Origin of the sequence: Acetobacter sicerae (genome assembly GCF_011516765.1) — a bacterium.
Lineage (GTDB): Bacteria > Pseudomonadota > Alphaproteobacteria > Acetobacterales > Acetobacteraceae > Acetobacter > Acetobacter sicerae.
In genome coordinates, this window is record NZ_JAAABN010000010.1 from 133342 (window position 1) to 152189 (window position 18848).

Annotated in this window: 19 protein-coding genes and 1 tRNA gene; 11 read left to right on the forward strand and 9 right to left on the reverse strand. The window is 52.3% G+C overall.

Going from position 1 to position 18848, the window contains the following annotated elements; all coding sequences use genetic code 11:
- Positions 1-76: 76 nt before the first annotated feature.
- The 3 genes from GVI59_RS12325 to GVI59_RS12335 form a co-directional block, all read right to left on the reverse strand.
- Positions 77-1027, reverse strand: coding sequence for a tetratricopeptide repeat protein (locus GVI59_RS12325; RefSeq protein ID WP_242013077.1), 951 nt, complete (start codon positions 1025-1027; stop codon positions 77-79).
- 541 nt (positions 1028-1568) lie between these two features.
- On the reverse strand, positions 1569-1976 hold the full coding sequence (locus tag GVI59_RS12330) for a hypothetical protein (RefSeq protein WP_173574510.1): 408 nt from the start codon (positions 1974-1976) through the stop codon (positions 1569-1571).
- 169 nt (positions 1977-2145) lie between these two features.
- Positions 2146-2427 (reverse strand): hypothetical protein, encoded by a 282-nt coding sequence (locus GVI59_RS12335; RefSeq protein WP_173574511.1) that lies wholly within the window; start codon positions 2425-2427, stop codon positions 2146-2148.
- 104 nt (positions 2428-2531) lie between these two features.
- On the opposite strand from GVI59_RS12335, the gene GVI59_RS12340 reads away from it, so the two are divergent.
- The 7 genes from GVI59_RS12340 to GVI59_RS12370 all read left to right on the forward strand — a co-directional run bounded on the left by GVI59_RS12340 (position 2532) and on the right by GVI59_RS12370 (position 8102).
- Positions 2532-3647, forward strand: a complete 1116-nt coding sequence (locus tag GVI59_RS12340) for an ABC transporter ATP-binding protein (RefSeq protein WP_173574512.1) — start codon at positions 2532-2534, stop codon at positions 3645-3647.
- A gap of 82 nt (positions 3648-3729) precedes the next feature.
- Positions 3730-4758, forward strand: coding sequence for an extracellular solute-binding protein (locus GVI59_RS12345; protein WP_173574513.1), 1029 nt, complete (start codon positions 3730-3732; stop codon positions 4756-4758).
- Between the two features lie 12 nt (positions 4759-4770).
- Positions 4771-5241: a hypothetical protein gene (locus GVI59_RS12350; RefSeq protein WP_173574514.1), complete on the forward strand. Its 471-nt coding sequence runs from the start codon at positions 4771-4773 to the stop codon at positions 5239-5241.
- Between the two features lie 52 nt (positions 5242-5293).
- Positions 5294-5761, forward strand: coding sequence for a YcgN family cysteine cluster protein (locus GVI59_RS12355; RefSeq protein ID WP_173574515.1), 468 nt, complete (start codon positions 5294-5296; stop codon positions 5759-5761).
- Complete coding sequence (locus tag GVI59_RS12360) at positions 5758-6492, forward strand: M48 family metallopeptidase (protein WP_173574516.1); 735 nt, start codon at positions 5758-5760, stop codon at positions 6490-6492. Before GVI59_RS12355 ends, GVI59_RS12360 begins: the two co-directional genes overlap by 4 nt.
- A gap of 61 nt (positions 6493-6553) precedes the next feature.
- Positions 6554-6639, forward strand: a tRNA-Leu gene (locus GVI59_RS12365).
- An 89-nt stretch (positions 6640-6728) separates the two neighbouring features.
- Positions 6729-8102, forward strand: coding sequence for a site-specific integrase (locus GVI59_RS12370; protein ID WP_173574517.1), 1374 nt, complete (start codon positions 6729-6731; stop codon positions 8100-8102).
- Between the two features lie 448 nt (positions 8103-8550).
- Here GVI59_RS12370 and GVI59_RS12375 read toward each other — a convergent pair whose 3' ends face one another.
- From GVI59_RS12375 to GVI59_RS12395, 5 genes are all read right to left on the reverse strand, one after another.
- Positions 8551-9735 carry a tetratricopeptide repeat protein gene (locus GVI59_RS12375; protein WP_173574518.1) on the reverse strand — a complete coding sequence of 395 codons (1185 nt, stop codon included), beginning with the start codon at positions 9733-9735 and terminating at the stop codon, positions 8551-8553.
- Positions 9732-10589: a hypothetical protein gene (locus GVI59_RS12380; RefSeq protein ID WP_173574519.1), complete on the reverse strand. Its 858-nt coding sequence runs from the start codon at positions 10587-10589 to the stop codon at positions 9732-9734. The genes GVI59_RS12375 and GVI59_RS12380 overlap by 4 nt, the downstream gene beginning before the upstream one ends.
- Positions 10589-10918 carry a hypothetical protein gene (locus GVI59_RS12385; RefSeq protein ID WP_173574520.1) on the reverse strand — a complete coding sequence of 110 codons (330 nt, stop codon included), beginning with the start codon at positions 10916-10918 and terminating at the stop codon, positions 10589-10591. The genes GVI59_RS12380 and GVI59_RS12385 overlap by 1 nt, the downstream gene beginning before the upstream one ends.
- Before the next feature lie 547 nt (positions 10919-11465).
- Positions 11466-11864 (reverse strand): type II toxin-antitoxin system death-on-curing family toxin, encoded by a 399-nt coding sequence (locus GVI59_RS12390; protein ID WP_173574521.1) that lies wholly within the window; start codon positions 11862-11864, stop codon positions 11466-11468.
- Positions 11864-12091, reverse strand: coding sequence for an AbrB/MazE/SpoVT family DNA-binding domain-containing protein (locus GVI59_RS12395; protein ID WP_173574522.1), 228 nt, complete (start codon positions 12089-12091; stop codon positions 11864-11866). Before GVI59_RS12395 ends, GVI59_RS12390 begins: the two co-directional genes overlap by 1 nt.
- A 344-nt stretch (positions 12092-12435) precedes the next feature.
- Here GVI59_RS12395 and GVI59_RS12400 point away from each other — a divergent pair, with 344 nt between their 5' ends.
- From GVI59_RS12400 to GVI59_RS12415, 4 genes are all read left to right on the forward strand, one after another.
- Complete coding sequence (locus GVI59_RS12400; RefSeq protein ID WP_242013078.1) at positions 12436-13761, forward strand: DUF6538 domain-containing protein; 1326 nt, start codon at positions 12436-12438, stop codon at positions 13759-13761.
- A complete protein-coding gene (locus GVI59_RS12405; protein ID WP_338422098.1) occupies positions 13680-14060 on the forward strand; it encodes a tyrosine-type recombinase/integrase in 381 nt (126 codons plus the stop codon). Before GVI59_RS12400 ends, GVI59_RS12405 begins: the two co-directional genes overlap by 82 nt.
- Positions 14061-14224: 164 nt before the next feature.
- On the forward strand, positions 14225-16471 hold the full coding sequence (locus tag GVI59_RS12410) for an ATP-dependent nuclease (protein WP_173574523.1): 2247 nt from the start codon (positions 14225-14227) through the stop codon (positions 16469-16471).
- Positions 16453-18351 (forward strand): UvrD-helicase domain-containing protein, encoded by a 1899-nt coding sequence (locus GVI59_RS12415; RefSeq protein WP_173574524.1) that lies wholly within the window; start codon positions 16453-16455, stop codon positions 18349-18351. Before GVI59_RS12410 ends, GVI59_RS12415 begins: the two co-directional genes overlap by 19 nt.
- 274 nt (positions 18352-18625) lie before the next feature.
- Here GVI59_RS12415 and GVI59_RS18855 read toward each other — a convergent pair.
- Positions 18626-18848 (reverse strand): hypothetical protein (locus GVI59_RS18855; protein WP_206752371.1); only part of this gene is annotated, 223 nt, incomplete at its 5' end.

Below are 18848 nucleotides of genomic sequence, written 5' to 3' on the forward strand. Positions count from 1 at the left end.
GAAGATTGAAAGTCGAAGGACCCTGTCGACCACAAGGGAGAAACCTAGAGTATTGACGGGATCTGAAAAACCCTTCTCAACACGATAATTTTTTTGACAGGACCGTTTTGGCTCCCGCATGACCAGCCCCGGCTGCCTGTTCCATCCGTGTCCAGGCCTCCTGCTGCGTCATGTGATCGGAGCGTCCCTCCAGCACGATACGCGCTGACATGAAAAAAGCACCGGAAAATCCCAAGGAAACCGCTTTTTCGTACCATTGGACTGCCTGCCGGATATCGGGAATTTCAGCGATTGTCGACCAGTAATCTCCGAGAACACAGGCGGCTCTTCCATTGCCAGCCGCAGCCTTGCGCAACAAACTTTCACCCCGCGTCAGACGACGCAGCCGCTCCTTCCCCTCATCGTCCGCGCCTCCGTCACTCGGACGATGATTTTCCACCATCAGACATTCCCCGAGCAGCGCCATGGCCGGGACGTATCCGGTATCGGCAGCGATCTCCAGATGGTGCCGGGCCTTTTTCTCATCCTGTCCCAGCAGCGTGCCCTGCCCATACCATGTCGAAACCATGTAATGAGCAATACCGAGATTTTTCTCCAACGGGATCGACAGCAGATCCATGACCCGTTCAGCCGACGCTCCAGCACGCGCCTCCACATCAGCCAGCCCCACCAGCGCCAGCGGCAAACCTTTTTCAGCCGCCGCCTGTAACGCCTCAAGACGCTCTGGGTCCGCCTTCATTCTGATGGCATCCAGAAGCCAGACGAGAAAGAGCGAAGCGTCCGGATCGCCTCGCTGATGACCAAGCCTCGCGAACATCAGAGCATCGTCTTTGCGGGAAGCCTGCCGCACAGGTTGGCCCAGCGCCTGTTCATCTGGCAGAAAACCGTCCCACGCCAGACGCGCGGCATGCACACAGGCCAGTTGATGACCCGCTCTTGCAGCACGCTCCATCCACCAAGCGGCGTGTCCCGCATGAGGCGCCACACCTTCTTCACCGACAAGACAGGCCTGTCCCATGGAGAACATGGCGTCGACAGATCCTTTATAGGCTTGGTCTATCCGTTTTTTTCTTCTGGATGCACGTTTTCGTTTCTCCAGAAATTTACGCCACATTCTGCTTGTTCCTGTTTTCAGCAAGACTGGCGCCCGATATCGGCAATCAGGCATCTCCATGCGGCTTACGGCAGAATATGAAGTCCCGCCAGTCGTCTCGCGAGCCGGTGAGAGAGCAGTTCCACTCCTCTTCGAATTACTATGGCACACAGAAGCACCATGACGAACACCCACTCTCCAAACAGAAATTTTCTGTTTCTATCTGCGGGAGCCCTCTTACTGTATAAACTGTATAAATAGATCGTCTTTTGATGGCGCGATCAGACAATACTCTTCAAACGTCAATAGAGAAATATTTCCAAATCAGCAGCGATTGCCATAGATGATAATTTTCACCTTGCGAGTAGCCGGACATCCAAATGGATGACATACGTTAATTCATGTCTGAAAAGGATAAATCCATAAAAAAAGCGGACCATTTGGCCCGCTTTCCAGCATACAAAAAGTAATGCTGTTATCTCCGCCGCAATTTCGAGCCGACAAAGCGACCCAGCGGCCCGGCCACGAGAGTAGCCAGAGAAAGCATATTGAGGGACTGACGCAGTTCGTTCAGACGACGATCCCGGTTGAGGTGCGCTTCCACTTCAGCCGGGTACAGATAGGAACGCCGTCCGAAGAACGCGAAGACCAGAGCCAGAAAAATGTCGACAAAGAAGACCATGGCGGGCGAGAGGACCGGGCCGAACCCGAACTCGTAACGGAAGATGGCCCACAGCAGCGCGTGGCCTGTAATCAGTGAGAAAAAGCCAAGGAGCGCCGCGACCAACAGCAGGGCGACCTGACGCCCGATCCGCATCGCCTTCTGCTGAAGAAGCTGAACTTCCGCCTGGGCCGCGGACTTGCCGACATCAAAAAAGTGCATTGGATCCCCGTCTACCTCACATAAGCCGGCATCGAGGATGAACCGGCGTCCTGTTATGACCCCTGCCTCGTCCAAAGAGCAACCGAGGCAGGAGCATAACACTTCACAAGAAGGTAAACTCTTTATCTGGCCTCAGGCACCCCTGACGACAGGTTCCTGAGGCGGAACATTAACGCGACAGACGTCCGACGACAAATCCGACGACAAAAGAGATCGCGATGGAGAGGAAAGGCTTAGCACCGACATTGGTCGCAACGCTTGCCTTCTGGTGTTCAGCGATCTCACGCGCATTGGAGACGGCCGAGTTCGCCGCGTCGGAAAGCGGCGGAACGACATGAGCGCTCAGAAAATGCTCCAGCTGATTCTTCAGCGCTTCCAGCTCGTCGCGGGCCGTTGTCGAGGCATCGTCTACTGCAGCCTGAGCCTGTTTCTTGATTTTTTCTGCAGACATATTCATTCGCTCCTGTTCGCTGACCGGACGGTCAGCTCTGTTTCCGGCGCTCCGGACGCAACAACCATCTTAACTCTCTGGTCTGGTTGTGGTTCCCTGCCGGCATGACATCACGCACGCGTTCAGCCACACTGAGTGTGGACACTATCAACCTTGCCTCAGACCGTCCTTCTTTTTCCTTTACGCTGCATGCGGGAGAATGTCTGGCGCTCCTCCTGCTGAATGATTCGGGACAGAGTCTGAGAGCGCTGTCCGATATCCTGAGCGGGCACCGACCTGCCGGAGACGGCCGTCTGACCCTGCTGGGCCAGGACATCTCACGACGCCCCGTCGGCCAGCGCGGCCTTGCTGTCGTCGGGGCACGGGACCCGCTGTTTGAGCATCTTTCCGTTCGGAACAATCTGGCCTTCCCCCTCCGTGCACGAAAGCTGCCGCAGGATCAGGCAACACATAAAATTGCCCAGCTTCTTGCTCTCCTCGGGCTGGAACAGCAGGCCGACGCTCTTCCGTCAGCGCTCACTGTCTCTGAACGCCTGCGCGCGCAACTGGCCCGGGCGCTGGCCACCGACCCGGCCGTGATCATTCTGGAGGATATTTTCGCAGGGCTGGACAGTGAAACCCGCACGGACATTCACCAGCGCCTCATCCGGCTGCAGAGAGCGCGTGAAACCAGTTTTCTGCTGCTGACACGGGACCGTAGCGACGCGCTGACTGCCGCCAGTTGCATCGGCGTCATTGCAGATGGCGTACTTTTGCAGATCGGTTCGGCTACAGAACTGATGGAACGTCCCGTTTCCGCACGGGTCGCCGCCGCCATGACGGATGCCAATACCCTCACCGGGCTGGCCATCACGGTCGAGGACGACATCGTGCAGACTCGTCTCGCCTGTGGCGGCACGATGGAAGCGCTCGCAGAAGGAGACGTGGCGGAAGACGATCTTGTCGAACTGTGCATCCGCCCCGGCAAAATTGCCCTGATGTTTCCACGAGGCGCCACCAGTACTGATGGTGCGGAAGGCAGTCTTCCCGCGACCCTGAGTGACATCCGCAATCTGGGAGACGTCCTTGTGCTTCGTGTGCGACTCGCTGACAGCACGGAGATGACCGTGCATCGGCCGGCAGGCTCGCTGCCCCCCGGCGTCGCCGTCGGACAGACAGTTCTGCTGGCCTGGGGCCCCTCGGCAGCGGTGGTCTTCCCGTCACAGGACAAAGAAGGCTAGTCTGCGGACAGTCTAGGCAACCCAAGGGCGTATCTTGTTTTCTTCTGCACCGAGCAAGGGTGAGTCGTTCCGGCTCAATAAAATGCCTGGCCTCCTTCTGGCCGGATTGATGGCTGCCCTGTTCTCCACCGGCTGCCTCGTTCAGAAATCGGATGCCGCCACGCGTGTCAGGCAGACCGCTGCCCGGCCTCTTGTGGTTGCAACACAGCCCGGATCCCTGAACGCCACGCTGAATGAAGTTGTCTGGAAACCCTTTTCCCAGCTCACCCATCAGAAAGTCAGAACGACACCCTGGTCCGATCTGACTGACGCCAACTATACCCTGCTGCGGTCAGGCAGGCAGAACTGGTCTCTTGTGCTCATAGAAGATGATGACGCCGAGACAGGGTGCAGTGAGGGTCTCTTTCTGCCATTTCCCGCCACAGCCTCCGAGAGTAGCAACGCCGACCCGGCCCGCTGCGGCGTGCCCGCGCTTTCGCTGGATTACGCGCTGTCCTGGGACAGTTCGCGCTTTGGGGATACTCCAAACTGGAGAGACTTCTGGGATGTCGCCCGGCATCCGGGCAAGCGTGGCCTGCGTGCAGACCCCCGCATCACTCTGGAGATCGCCCTTCTTGCCGACGGCGTTCCTCCTGACGCGATCTATAACGTCCTGGGATCGCCTGCCGGCCTCGACCGTGCTTTCAGACGCCTCGCCCAGCTACGGCCTTACATCGTCTGGTGGACCTCCCCGGCCGAAGCCATGCACATCCTCACCAAGGGCGCAGCCCTGATGAGCGTCATTCCGACCAGCGAGGTCGCCGCCGCCAACGCCAACCTGCGGACGCCGCGCTTCAGAAACCTCTGGTTTCCCCTGCTGCGCGTCAATTATGACTGGGTCATCCCCGCAAACGGAACCAGAGATCTGACGTCAGCACTGGCGCTGGCGACATGGGCCGCAGCCTCCGAGCAGCAGAGCGCCCTCAATGCACAGCTGATCACGCCTGCGCCGGAATGGGCACGGCCGCGTATCGGCGCATTGCCCCCGGCATTTCCCATGAATGTCGATTTCTGGCGCAGGAATCTGCCTGCGATCAAAACCCGCTTCGACCAATGGCTCAGCCAGCGCTGAGATGATGACGAGATGACTTCCCTTCCCGATTTCCCCCCCGGCGTCGTCGCGACACACGCAATCATCGCCTTCGCTTCAGCGGTGCTGATGTCGGCGCTGTGTCTGGCGACGTCCCGCGCCCGGATCTGGTACTTTCTGACGATCGCCTTCTGGATCCCGGACATTGTCGTCGCCTTCCTGCTTCCCTCTCTGGTCCTGTCGTCAGAATTCTTCCCGCAGGAACCCATTCCCACCCTCATCTCCGTGATTCAGGGATTTCTCATCAGCCCGTCCCTGACGCTTCCCCTGATGGGCGCTCTGGTCAACGCGCAACCGGATGTCACCCGGACCGCGCGATCCCTTGGCGCCAGCTGGTCCGACCGGGTTTCGTTATTGTGGCTGCCATTGCTGCGTCGTCGAATGATTCTGGGAAGTATCGCCACAGCGCTGCTTGCGGTCATCATGACATTCGCCCTGCTCTGGCGTCCGCTGGCCGGCCCCTGAAAGACGACGTTCTGCATCTTTCCCCGACGGCGCGTTGCGGGTATCTTTCGTCATGACCACCGACACCCCTTTCTGGGAAACCAAATCCCTCGAGCAGATGACCACCGAGGAGTGGGAATCCCTTTGCGACGGCTGCGGGCGTTGCTGTCTGCACAAGCTGCGCGATGAAGATGACGGCAGTCTTCACTATACGAACGTCGCCTGCCGCCTGCTCGACACCCACACATGCCGCTGCACTGATTATGCCGGACGTCACCGCAAGGTGCAGGACTGCATCACCCTGACAGCCCCCATGCTGGAAACCATCGACTGGCTTCCGCCGACCTGCGCCTACAAGCGACTATCGGATGGTCTGCCCCTTCCCGCATGGCACCCGCTGATTACCGGCAATCCGGACAGTGTCCGAGAGGCAGGCGTGTCTGCCGGGGATCGCTGCGTCAGTGAACGAAAGGCAGGCAATCTCGAGGACTATGTCGTCGAATGGCCTGCGCTCGACCCGACGGATGAGCCGGTCGAATGAAGCCTCGGGTCCCCCGACCCTCTTCTTCTGAGGATGCGCTCCCTGACAGCATCCTCCTTCCCTCTGGTACTTTTCCGGTCACATGGCGACGTTCGACGCGCGCACGCCGCCTGTCCCTCCGCCTGTCCCGCGCTGGCGATAGTATCGTCGTGACGCTGCCGACCCGCGCCTCGCCGCAAACAGGTGTATCGCTCCTCCACGCGCACCGCGACTGGATCGTCCGGCAGTTACAACGACAGCCGGCGGCGATCTGTTTTGCGGCAGGGTGTCTCATCCCTGTTAATGGCGTTGCCCATACCATCCATCACGCACCGGAGAAGCGGGGTGGGGCATGGATCGACGCGGACCATAAGCTGCACGTCAGCGGAGATGCCGCCTTTCTTGCCCGTAGGGTGCGTGATTTCCTTCAGGCTTTGGCGCACAAACGGCTTGGCCAGCGGTTACAGGAACTCGCGGGACGAACCGGTTTTGCTCCAAAGACATTCGCCCTGCGTGACGCGACCTCCCGCTGGGGCAGTTGCAGCACGGCGGGACGCATCATGCTGAACTGGCGTCTCATCATGGCGCCACATTTCGTGCAGGATTACGTCATCCTGCACGAGCTCGCGCATCTGAAGCACCACAATCACAGCGCCGCCTTCTGGGCGCTGGTCGACCAGATGTGTCCGACCCGCAATGAGGCCGAACTCTGGCTCAAAAATCACGGTCTCGCGCTTATGAGAGCGGGCTGACGAGACCTGACAAAAGGCTCTTACCGATCACTTTGTGACATGCTAGAAACCCGCCACCAACGCGAACTTGGCGGAATGGTAGACGCACGAGACTTAAAATCTCGAGTCCGTAAGGGCGTGCGGGTTCGAGTCCCGCAGTTCGCACCACAGACACCTGAAATAGCACGATTTTTCGGCTGAATGAGGGGCAAAGGCTATCTTTGCTCCATCGTCCTTCCCCACCGAGGGAAGATTTTATGCTCCGTGTCCGAGGCACCACCTACCACTTCCGCCGTATTGTTCCCCCTGCCCTGCGAGCAGCCTTAAACCGGCGGGAAATCTGGGTTTCCCTGAAAACTGGCTACCAGAATGAGGCCCGCAAAAAGGCATCCCTTCTTCATGCCAGAACCACTGAACTGTTCATTCAGGCCCATTCTGTGCTGGCTGAACCGGACGCTTTAAGCAGGCTTGAGGGACTGCGGGTTGCACTGCGGGATTTGCAGAGCGTGAACCTGCCTTCATCTGCTCAGGAAACGGGGGCCGTGCCAGTTTCCACACCGATGCCAAAACCCCGGACAGTGAATAAAGCACCCAAACTCGCCAAGGCTACTCCTCTTATGCTGTCGGGTGCGCTGAAACGTTTTGTGCTGGATAATCCGCACGCCAGCGCCGACACCAAGAAAGCGACACAGCGGGCGGTAGAGCTATTTTTACAAGCTTTCGGAGATGCGCCCGTGTCCATCATAGGGGGCGAAAAGGCTGGAGCATTCCGAGACCTCCTGTTTTCCCTTCCAGCATCATTGGGCAAGCGTAAGAGCAGCCTCACCCTTGCAGAAGAAGCACAGAGGGCCAGAGAGGAAGGTTTACAGACCCTGAGCGGGAAAAGTGTGAAAAACCACATGATGCGTCTCTCTGCCCTCTGGAACCAGCTACACCAGCGGGAACTGGTCACACGCAATCCGTGGACAGGCTGGAATTTTGAAAACGGACAGAAGACCGTCAGAAGAAGCTGGACGACCAAAGAACTGGCTTTGCTGGCCTCTGCCTCATGGCATAGCACATCCGTGCCAGAAGAAACCTTTAGGCTGGTCACATTGATTGCAGCCTATTCGGGCATGAGGCTGGGGGAAATCTGCACCCTGCGCAAGGAAGACCTCCAGAGCGTTGACGGTATCCCCTGCTTCCTTATCCGCCCTCATACCGAAACCGGCTGGGCACCGAAAACAGAAGCTGGCATCCGCATGGTGCCTGTGCATACAAAACTCATAGAAGCAGGTCTTCTGGCGCTCAAAAAGACCACTGACGGTCCGTACCTCATTCCCGGTCTGGAAACCTCGAAACAGGGTGTCAGGGGCGCAGCACTGGGACGAGCTTTTTCATTGCTCAAGACCCGCATTGGTTTGCCCGCTGAAATCACATTCCATTCGTTCCGGCACACAGTATCGACTCAACTTCGAAACGCGGATGCTAATATCCGGGAGGTGTGGATTGACCGTCTGCTTGGTCATGAAGCAACCCACAAAAGTCAGGGCACAACCACTTATCTGACCGGCATTTCAACAGCCAACCTCAAGCAAACCATAGAGGCCATAAGTTACTCGGAAACAGCCTTCAAAAAAATACCGTTTTAAAAGGGAGCCAGCAGTGTCGAATGGCTACCCATTCGACATCTGGCAAAGGAGAGAGAACTCCCCCGTTGACCCCCTGAAAGACTGAAAATAGACCATCTTTGATGGCAGCTTACGCCCTCATGCCGGGCATACGTGCCTATGAACAGCTTGTCGCATAGCAGACATGAGCAACTTGATCTCTTGCGGGCAAGTTCGGCTATAAGCAGACTAGCCTGTTACCAATCCCGATCGGAGGAAAGGCAGAATTCAACCGCAGATTAGTATTAGTGGAAATTTACCAAAGGCTGCCAATTAGTGGTCTCTCGGCGATCGCCGCAAAAGCAGTCGCCGGTTATGGTTGAAGAGTAATAACAGGACAGGTGCATCAAAATCCCATTCGCCTAATTTGTAACGTAATCGTCCGCAGAGGTAGATTGAGTAGCGCGAGCATTATCAGCCAAGTCTGAATTCAGGATTGGCGGGGGGGGGGCGGAAGTCGACTCGTGGTCCGTGCTTCCATATTGCGGATGTCTCTCTCTAGCCGCCTGACAAATTCCCATTTCCTGTGCCGCCGATTGATTTCGAGCGACTGCTGCAATAGCAGCAGCGCCTCATCTGGCGAATGCTGTTCGATCGCTAGACCGTAGCTTCGCAGAGCCTGCGCCATGTGATTATCGTTGCGAAGCTTCTTGCCTAGGTTGATGCTTTCCCTATAGGCGCTCTCGGCCTCTTTGAACCGGCCGTTCTGCCTGCTCAAGAGGTTGGCTAGGCTGTGCAGGGTCTGGGAGACACCGAACTCGTTGCCTAGCTTTTTAAGGATCTCGATGCTTTCCCTATAGGCGTCCTCGGCCTCTTTGAACCGGCCGTTCTGCCTGCCCAAGAGGTTGGCTAGGCTGTGCAGGGTCTGGGCGACACCGAACTCGTTGCCTAGCTTTTTGTCGATCTCGATGCTGCGATGAAGTTCGCGCTCGGCTTCGCGCCTCTGGCCGCGATTGTTATCGTTTCCAATGATATGCAATGAAATCGCCACTTCCCGCATCTCACGGTTAGTCGTCGCAACACGGCGGAACAGCGGCATGGCATCACGCTTGTGTCCTTCGCGCAGCATTACCAAAGCTCGGAGGAAAGTAGTCTCTACTGCGCCCTCGGGGATGACATGATTACGCTCCTGCTCTGCCGCGAGCTTCGCGCCAAGCCATTGAGCGCCATTGAATGGGCCTCTTGATGCTGCACTATAATGTTCAAGCGCGGTCTGAACTGCGCCTGTTCCGGCGAAATGATAGGCCTGTCCGGCCTCGGTAAACAGGTAAGAGGGTATCTCTGTACCTGCCCGCTGCCGATTTGCCTCGACCTGCCCGAGCGCGAGCAGATCCTTATGAATCTCCTCGCCTGTGGCTTTAGGCAGAAGTCTCTTCTTTCCGACAAGCTCTTCTCTCAGCGCCGGCAAGAGGTTCCATTCACTGTTTCGAGGCTCGGTCAGGCCGGAATACTTAAAACCCGCAATAAACTTTTCAGCGCTTAGACCTGGAACAGGAACCTTCTGGTAGATGGCGAGCGCCACGGCATCAGTCAGACTCTCGGCGCAGGCGAGTGCCGCAAGCGTCGTCGCTGTTCCTTCCGGCGCTCCATCGAGAAAGGAGGATAGGCGGCTCAAGCCTCCCTCCTGTTTGGCTTGGTTTGCAGCCTCAAGAACAGCTTTGCGAGTCCTTCCTGGACGGCCAGAACCGAGTGGCCGTGGCTGGAGATTATGCCCTCTGCGGCCACAGCCACTTCCTCCGGCATGTATCCGGCCTCTTTGAACAGATCAAGAATGTCATCATACACACAGTTCTCTCTGACCTCGTCACCTTCGATTGCCGTCGGCAGTGTCAGGCGCAAGCTTGGAGGCGGCGCATCAGCATGTGGACGATTGCCACATTTCGGGCCAACAAAATAAATGAGAAGCAGGCTTCGGTCGCCCGCCCTTTCTAGTCCGGCATACCAGAACTGCTTCCAGAACCTTGCCTGTTCGCCCTGCGTCATATCGTTCACAACCACCATGAAGTGGCCACCGCCACTCACAAAGCGGCGCACCCCATCACAGACGGCCTCTATTCTTTTTCCCCGGGCGTAAGGGGATTGATCGAATCCGTTTACAATCGTCAGTCCAGTTACGCTGATTGTAAGATCGCCACCTGCGCTATTTTCTGATAAGACGTTTCCACTATAGGGCGTAATCCCGGAAAAATCGACAACAACCCCTCCTTCGGCCAGCTTCCTCGCGAATGCGTCGATCTGGTCGTCGACCGTATATGTTGTGCTCCATGCATCATCTACGCGGAGCGACAGGTAATTCCGATTGTCAGACGCTCCAAAATCTTCCTTCAGAATATGATTGAATTTTGAGGGGGCTGCATCCTCTGAGGTAAAATTGATCTGAATAACCCCGCCTCTTCCTTCGAGAAAAGGACGCAATCTATCGAACTCAGTCTCCCAATCAACACGAAAGGCACTTGCCACAGGCAACATCAAAACTTGCTGTCCGTAATATCAATCTTAACGTTACCTTTAGCCTTGTTTTCGGTAAGAACGTTCCCTTGGCTGCCAGTCGCGTCTAAGTTATTTGCTGTGATCTCTATATCTTCCCCAGCGTCATTCCCTGTGAGAATTTTCCGTGCTTTTTTAAGAGCATCCGGCTTGGCTCGCCTGAGCAGGTGAGCAATTACACCAGCGCCAATAAGCACTGCCACAGCGGAAACCCACTTCCACTGCGGCTCTAATCCCAACAGATAGGGCTCCAGCAGGGCAAAAAGGAATGCTGATGCCAGTCCGATAAGTAAATCAGCAATAACACTCATTCTATTAACTTTACCATCCAAATATTAAAATAAATATCTTTCTTTTCGGTACAAAATCGGATATTTTCTGTCAATATGGTTTTTCTCTTGAATTTTCGTCGAGTATTGCGCCATATGCGTATCTGGCAAGCCTGTTTGACCGGGACCTAGGCGGACAACGGAGCTAAATTATTCGCCGCTTTTTCTGTATATGCCACCCAGAACGTGAGTTACACGTCCCGCACTCTGGAACTCCTGCCTTCAACAGGGCAGACCGAAATTCCGCCCATAGCCAAGGTATCAGACTCGCTGCCGCCATCATTCGTCATTACGGCAGAGCCCAACCTGCTAGAATCAATGGCTTAGACCAACATGGGTGGACAGTAGCCGTCACACGCAGTTTAATGAACGGCTGAAAGCATCGTTTAGCCGCTCCAAAGCAGCCGAATTTTAAAATAACCAAGGGGGTCAACGGGGGAAGCATTCCCCCTTGCCTGCTTCTCAATGGGTAGCCATTGAGCACTGCTGGCTATCCTAAATATTGCACCCCAACGTGCAGAGAGAAATGTTACTGAAAAACGAAATGCTGCCGTAGCCAGACAGCAAATGCCTCCTCTTCCATACCGCCTGAAGCAAGTGTCACCATGACCTCTACCGCCTCTGATGCATGGACCTGAATACGCACCCCATTCACTCTCAGAAACAGCACGCAACAACTCCAAGCTGTCCGTTTGTTCGCGTCATTAAAAGGATGGTTACGGGCTATACCATAAGCATAGGCAGCCGCCAGAGTAGCCATATCCGGCGCTTCACTCTGGGCATAATGCCAACGATTTTCTGGCCGCGCTAATGCGCTATGCAACAAGTCTTCGCTTTTGACGCCTTGTGTTCCGCCATATTCCCTGAGTGCCTGGTCATGCATGAACAGCACGACATCAGGTTCAAGAAACTCTGGTTTCTCAGTCATTACCGCTTAGCCAACTCCTGAAGCACATCAGTCTGCTCTCGAAGCGTCTCACGCGCCATTTGCATCTGACGTTCCAACTTCAAATTACGCTTCACCAGCTTGATGCCATCGGCCATCTCAACAAGCGTGAGTTCCTGCCCAACTTCCAGACCCAGCCGAATACGTGTTTCAGCAGGAAGAGTAATTCCAATAGAATTTCCCTGTTTCCGCACAACAACTGTTTCCATGACACATCTCCGTAATACAATTCGTATTACATAACAAAGGCTGTTGGTGCTATTCAACAACGAAACACCTATAAGCAGTCCGCAGGATTAAACTCTGCGCCACTCTCTTGACTGCCCCACGGATTTGCCCGCAGAGTGAACCCGCAGTCATCATATGAAGGATGATTTCCTCTGAAATTATCGTCTTGTTTCAATGGGTTGCTTTGTTGGTCGCGACCAAAGCGAGCGGGTTCGAGTCCCGCAGTTCGCATACCTTAACATATTGATTTCATTGAGAAACACTGAAAGCAGTGAAGTGTAAACCCGCTTCTCCATAGTCCTTCTCCAAACTGGAGAAGTTCTCAATGCTGGCTCTCGTAGGCACCCACTACCATTTCCGGCGCGCCGTCCCCGTTGCCTTGCGGCCCCTCTTCGGCAAAACTGAATTCTGGATTTCCCTCAAAACGGGGAATAAATCAGAAGCCCGCCTCTCGGCCATGGCCCTCCATGCCCGGACCAGCGCGCTTTTCAGGACGGCCCGCACCATGACTGACCCAGCCCAGAACAAGCCCATCACCAAGGACGATCTTCTGGCGCTGTATGAAGACATCATCAAAAGACAGGAAGAGGTCATCGAGACCACCGAACGGAATGCCGCAGAACAGCTCAAGATTGAGCGTTACACAGCCAGCATGACCCGTTATGAAGACCTGCTCAAGACCAGAGCCTTCCTGACTTACTCCACAGACGCTTTGGAACGGCTGAATCAGCATATTATCACGCTGCGTCAGGACATGATAAGCGGCAAAATGCAGGACAAGGCCACTCTTGCCAGCAAGACCGAAGAAATCGAACGGTTGCATGACACACTGGTCAAACTGTTTCAGACAGGCCCAGCTTTGTCACAGGCTCCCGGTGCAGTGCCTCCGTCCCACCAGTTGGCATCCCCTTCCCCTACTCCGACCGCCCCGACCTCTCCTCGCCTGACGGAAGCCCTTAACCTTGGCTTGTTGGCAGACAGCCAGAAGAGTGACGCTACCAAGAAAGAGACAGCCCGTACCGTGGCGCTATTTGTTCAGGCTTTTGGCGATAAACCCGTTCAAGAGATTACTGGTCGGATTGCCGGGGAATTTCGAGACCTGCTCTTCTCCCTCCCCTCTTCCTACGCCAAGAGCAAGCAGGACATGGATTTAAACGCAGAGGTCGAGCGGGCGCAGGAATTTGACCTCCCAACACTCAGTGGCAAGAGCGTCAAGAACCACTTCATGCGGCTCTCAGCCTTATGGAACCAGCTTATCCGCCGCGAGATTGCCGAAAAGAACCCGTGGAGCAATTGGGACTTTGACCTGACCAAACGGAATCCGCGCAGGGCATGGACCGACGATGAACTCGCTCTGCTTTCGTCGTCAGCCTGGACATGCAGCACCATCTCACAGGCCACTTTTGCCGGGATCACACTGGTCGCCGCCTATAGCGGTATGAGGCTAGGAGAAATCTGTAACCTGCGGAATGAGGATATTCAGAAGGTCGACGGTATCCCGTGTTTCCTTATCCGCGCCCTCATCCCGAAGACAAATGGACACCGAAAACAGAAGCGGGCACCCGCAATGTGCCCATCCACAGCGCCTTGCTGGAGTGGGGCATTCTGGAGTTCAAGAAAGACGGTGAGAAATTCTTTTTTTCGGAACTGAAAACACCCAAAAGCGGCTCACGTGGGACAGACTTTGGCCGGAACTTCTCCAAGTTCAAAACAACGATTGGTCTTCCTGCTGCTATTACCTTCCATAGCTTTCGGCATACGGTGTCCACTCGTTTGCGCAATAAGACCGGAGACCTAAGAGAACTTTGGATTGATGCCCTGCTGGGTCATGAAGCCAGCCATAAAAGCCAAGGGGCCACAACTTATCTCTCTGGCATTACGACGGAAAATCTCGCACAGACCGTTGAATCCGTTAGGTATCCGACACTCTGTTTAAGACGTAACCTATGACGGCGTAGAGGGGAGAAGTCGACTGTCCGCTATCGGTTGATAATAATTAGAGAAGCGGACACTCGTCTCGTTAAGTTGCATGGAAGCCATGCACTTCACTCCAGCTATTTACAAAAAACTCTAGAAGGTAAAATATCTCCTTAAAATTTTAAGGATATTTTCTTATGCATATTGAAAAAATTAGAGTAAAAAATTTTAGATCCCTGAAAGACCTTGAGGTCGAATTAGAGAGTTATCTCTCCATAATCGTTGGGAAAAATAACTCAGGAAAGACTTCTTTGCTCTTGGTTATGGAGCGTTTTTTTAATGGAAGTTCTAGTGTCCGCTTCGAATTTGATGACTTCAATATAGATTTTCAGAAATATTTGGTCGTAATTTTAGATGATGAATTGATGCCATCTGAACCATTCCCAACTTGTGGAATATCGATGCGGCTGTTTATTAAATATGACGAAAACGATAATCTCGCGAATGTTGGCAATAAAGTCATCATGGATCTTGATCCTGCCAACCGTTGGATCGTAATGGATTTCCTCTATCACTTGCCATATGAAAATCTTGCTTCCCTAAAGAGGGATTACAAAGCATATCGTGACAAGAAAATTCGAGAAGGCAAGACGCCGAAAGAGACGCTTGAATACCTGCGAGACGAGTTCCGGCATCATTTCAAACTAGGCCGCCGCAGTGTCCGTTTTGATCATGTGAGCTCCAAAGTGATCGAAGCTGATTTTGTTGATCTCATCAAGGAAAATGTTCGTATCGATGATATCATTTCGTTTAAACGGATCAATGCTCGCCGTTCGGTATCGAACAGGGACACAGAGCGAGGCCTCTCGTTCATGTCGTCAAAGATTTATGAGGCAATGTCGCCCAACACGGAAGACGAAGATATTGTCGAAGCTTTCACGGATGCCCTCACGAAAGCAGATTGCCAGCTAAACGAAGTTTACGATAGCCTCTTTAAAGAAGTTACGGAAGATGTCAGGCGGTTCGGCGGCATTAGAGAGGGTGACACTCAACTGAAGATCGTATCATCCCTTAAGCAAAGCGACATGTTGATTGAGAATACTACGGTCAAATATGGTCAAGGCGCTGAGCTTCATGTCCTCCCTGAAGGCTACAATGGACTAGGGTATCTCAACCTTATTAGCATTATTTTTGAGATTAAAATTCTTCTGAACGAGTACAAGCGTGGTGCTCACCCAAAGCCTGCTGATATTAACCTTCTATTCATTGAGGAACCTGAAGCCCATACGCATCCCCAAATGCAGGCGATTTTTATTAAGAATATTAAGTGTCTCGTCGGTAAATGGGTACAAAACAGCTTAGGGGTCTTGAGGCCTCTTCAGACCGTAATATCCACACACTCGTCACATATTGTAGCGGAGTCCGATTTCGACGATATTAAATATTTTCGAAAAATCGATGGTTATACGAAGTCGCGCAATCTCAGAGACCTGAAGACGCTCTATGAAGAGACCGGGTTCCCCGGGCATTATAAATTTTTAAAACAATATCTTACGCTAAGCCGGTCACAATTATTCTTTGCGGATAAGGCAATCTTAGTTGAAGGAGATACCGAACGTATTCTCCTGCCGGCGATGATGCGCAAAAAAGACCTAAAAGACGATGCTGAGGCGTGGAAGGCCAGTGAGCAGGCTCCTCTGGCTCTCCTCTCACAAAATATTTCCGTAATTGAAGTCGGTGCACATTCTCATATCTATGAAATTTTCCTCGATTTTATTGGCATCAAGACGTTGATTATCACTGATATCGACTCAGCAATCGAAATTGATGTCTTAGACAAAGACGGAAATGTAGTGCTCACACAGAAAGGAACTCCAAAAAAATCAAAACCCGCTCATGCTGTCGAAGGCAGTACACATACAAGCAATTATGCTTTGCAATTCTATCACGGCGTCGGCGCGGACATTGCTTACTTTATAGCTCTCACCACTTCCCAAAAGACCGTTATAAAGGATCCTGAGACTGGAAAATGGGGTCCTCATGGTGAAGGGCGAGTGATGTGCGTTTACCAAGTGAACGAACCAAACCAAACCGGTTATAATTATCATGCTCGTAGTTTTGAGGATGCTTTTTTTCACATTAATCGGGAGTTCATAGCGGACGCTAGCACTCCCATTGATGGTATTAAAAAAATCGGTTTTCCAAGCCTTACCCCTAAGTATCTTCGCGAATATCTTAATAATAACTGCTCTTCATATGATATGGCGGAACTCGGTATAACCAAGAAACCGTCTTTTGCAATCGAAGTACTTCTCAACAGCACGACTAAACGCGTCTCCATTGCACGCTCCGATGGACGTGAGAAGAATTTCGATTTCGAGTTCAATAATTGGAAAACTCCACGCTACCTTGAGGAGGGCTTAGAATGGATCAAGCAGGGATAGAGATCGAGCCAGAGGTCAAGGCAATCCTTGAGCACGCCAGAGCAGGTAGGAATTTCCTGCTAAGTGGCGGAGCGGGGAGCGGTAAGACTTACTCTTTGGTGCAAGTTATAGGCGAGTTGCTGCGAACTGATCCAGCAGGCACCGTAGCTTGCATAACCTATACGAACACTGCCGTGCATGAGATCGAATCTCGTGTAACGAATGACCGCTTGTCTGTTAGCACGATCCACGATTTTCTATGGAACATTATAGGGTCATTCCAAGTTGAGCTCAAAAGCGTCATATTCGATCTGCTCAGTGGAGAGACGCCGCTGATCAAGCCTGGCAGCACTACTGTGATGCCCAACATGTTCGACGGTAAAACTATTCAATATAAAGAATATAAGATACTAAGCGAAGGAATCATCTCTCATGATGAGATCATTACAGTTTCTTATGCTATTTTTGAAAAGTATCCCAAACTACGAGATATTGTACGTGATCGCTTCCCCTACATTTTAGTGGATGAATACCAAGACACGGCACCAGAAGTTATCGAGATTTTAATCGGCTTTCTCTCGCAAAGCACAAAAAAAGGAGTATGCGGCTTTTTCGGCGACTCCATGCAGGCGATTTATGACGAAGGCATTGGAGATATTCGAAATAGTGTCGTAAAGAAAGAAGTCTTTGAAGTTAAGAAGGAACAAAACCGACGCAATCCGCGTCTCGTGTTTGAACTTGCTAATAAGCTGCGCGATGATGGCATAATACAACGCGCATCTGAGGATAGAAACGCCCCCAACATGGTTGACGGAAGAATAAAGGAAGGCATTGTCCGCTTTTATTACACCACCGCACCAGGTAAAACCATCAATGAGGTCCATAATCATTTGAATTGGAATTTTTCCGATGTCCTTGAGACAAAGGAATTAAACCTGACTCACAACTTAATTGCGCCTAACGCTGGTTTTAGCGATTTAATGGCGATTTACGATAAAGACGGTGTACTAAGCTTTAGGGACCGGATCGTCGAGTTTATCAAAAAACACGATGATCTTCATAAATATGACGGGCTCACTTTCGGTGAAGTCATCGATGCTGTGCAAGCTGGAAAAGTGGGTAAAGCACTTAAGGCAGTGTCTCCAACAGACGGCATGCAGCTCTTTATTGACGCTAATCCATATTTGCTTACCGATGCAAGAAAACGCAATTTTCTCGAGTTCAGGAGAATGTTTGTCGATAAGGATTTGTTGATCGATGATAAAAAACAGAGTGAAGATGATATCACCCGTAAGGGATCTAAGCGCTGTGAGTTTGTAAAGCACGTCTTTAAGATTCAAGAAATAGTTCATCTCTATCAACAGGGACGATACAATGAATTCCTGCGCAAGACTGAATTCAAACTGACCCAAGTTTCTGACAAACAGAGGTTAAAAGAGCAGATTGAAACGATCAGTAGAATGGCAGACTGCCCAGTCTATGACATCATCGAATATGCAGATGTGCATGGTCTTTGTAAGATAGACGACCAGTACACAAACTTCCGAGCAACGAAAACATATCTTTTTGATAGATTGAAAAATATTCCATATTCATCATTTCAGTCTCTCTACGAATATCTCGAGGGACGCACAATATATTCCACACAACACAAAATTAAAGGCCGCGAGTTCGATCGCGTACTGGTTGTAATGGATTCTGGAAATTGGAACAAATACAACTTCAAGTATTTATTTGAGGGGACAGGCAGCGAGACTGTTTTAAAGCGAACTCAAAAGCTTTTCTATGTGTGCTGCACGCGTGCAAAAGAAATTTTGGCTGTATACTATAGTCAACCTTCCCCTAAAACATTGGAACAGGCTAAGATTTGGTTCGGTGCTGATAATTGTTTAGAATTATGAAAGCAATTTTTGTAGCCTGTTACAGAAAAACACGTCTGCAAGTGGCATCATTGAATAACGCAGATCAATTACGATATGAATGTTAAGCACTGTAGATACGCTTCATATTTTTCTTGTTAAAAAATAACAAAGCTAAATTGAATTTGTCCGCGTCGGTTATGCAGGGTGTAAGCTGCGAAAGTATATGACTGACATGACACATTAAGGAGACCATGTCTAAAATCTATAATTCAGAACAAGAAATATTCGTCCGAAGCATTCTAAATATTCATAGTTAAGAATTTATTTTTCCGCTCCTTGCATAAAGGCAAGTTACCTTAGTCTCCATGGGATTCTGGTCAGGAGCCAGCAGTGTCAAATGGCTACCCGTTCCGGGTGCATTTGACAGCTGGAGACCCGCAAAAACCGGGTAATTTCTGGCGAAGCGGGCTGGCTTTATGACGTCGAGGTTGCGGGGCGCACCAAGGGTATCATTCGGACCGATTTCCACGATGCCC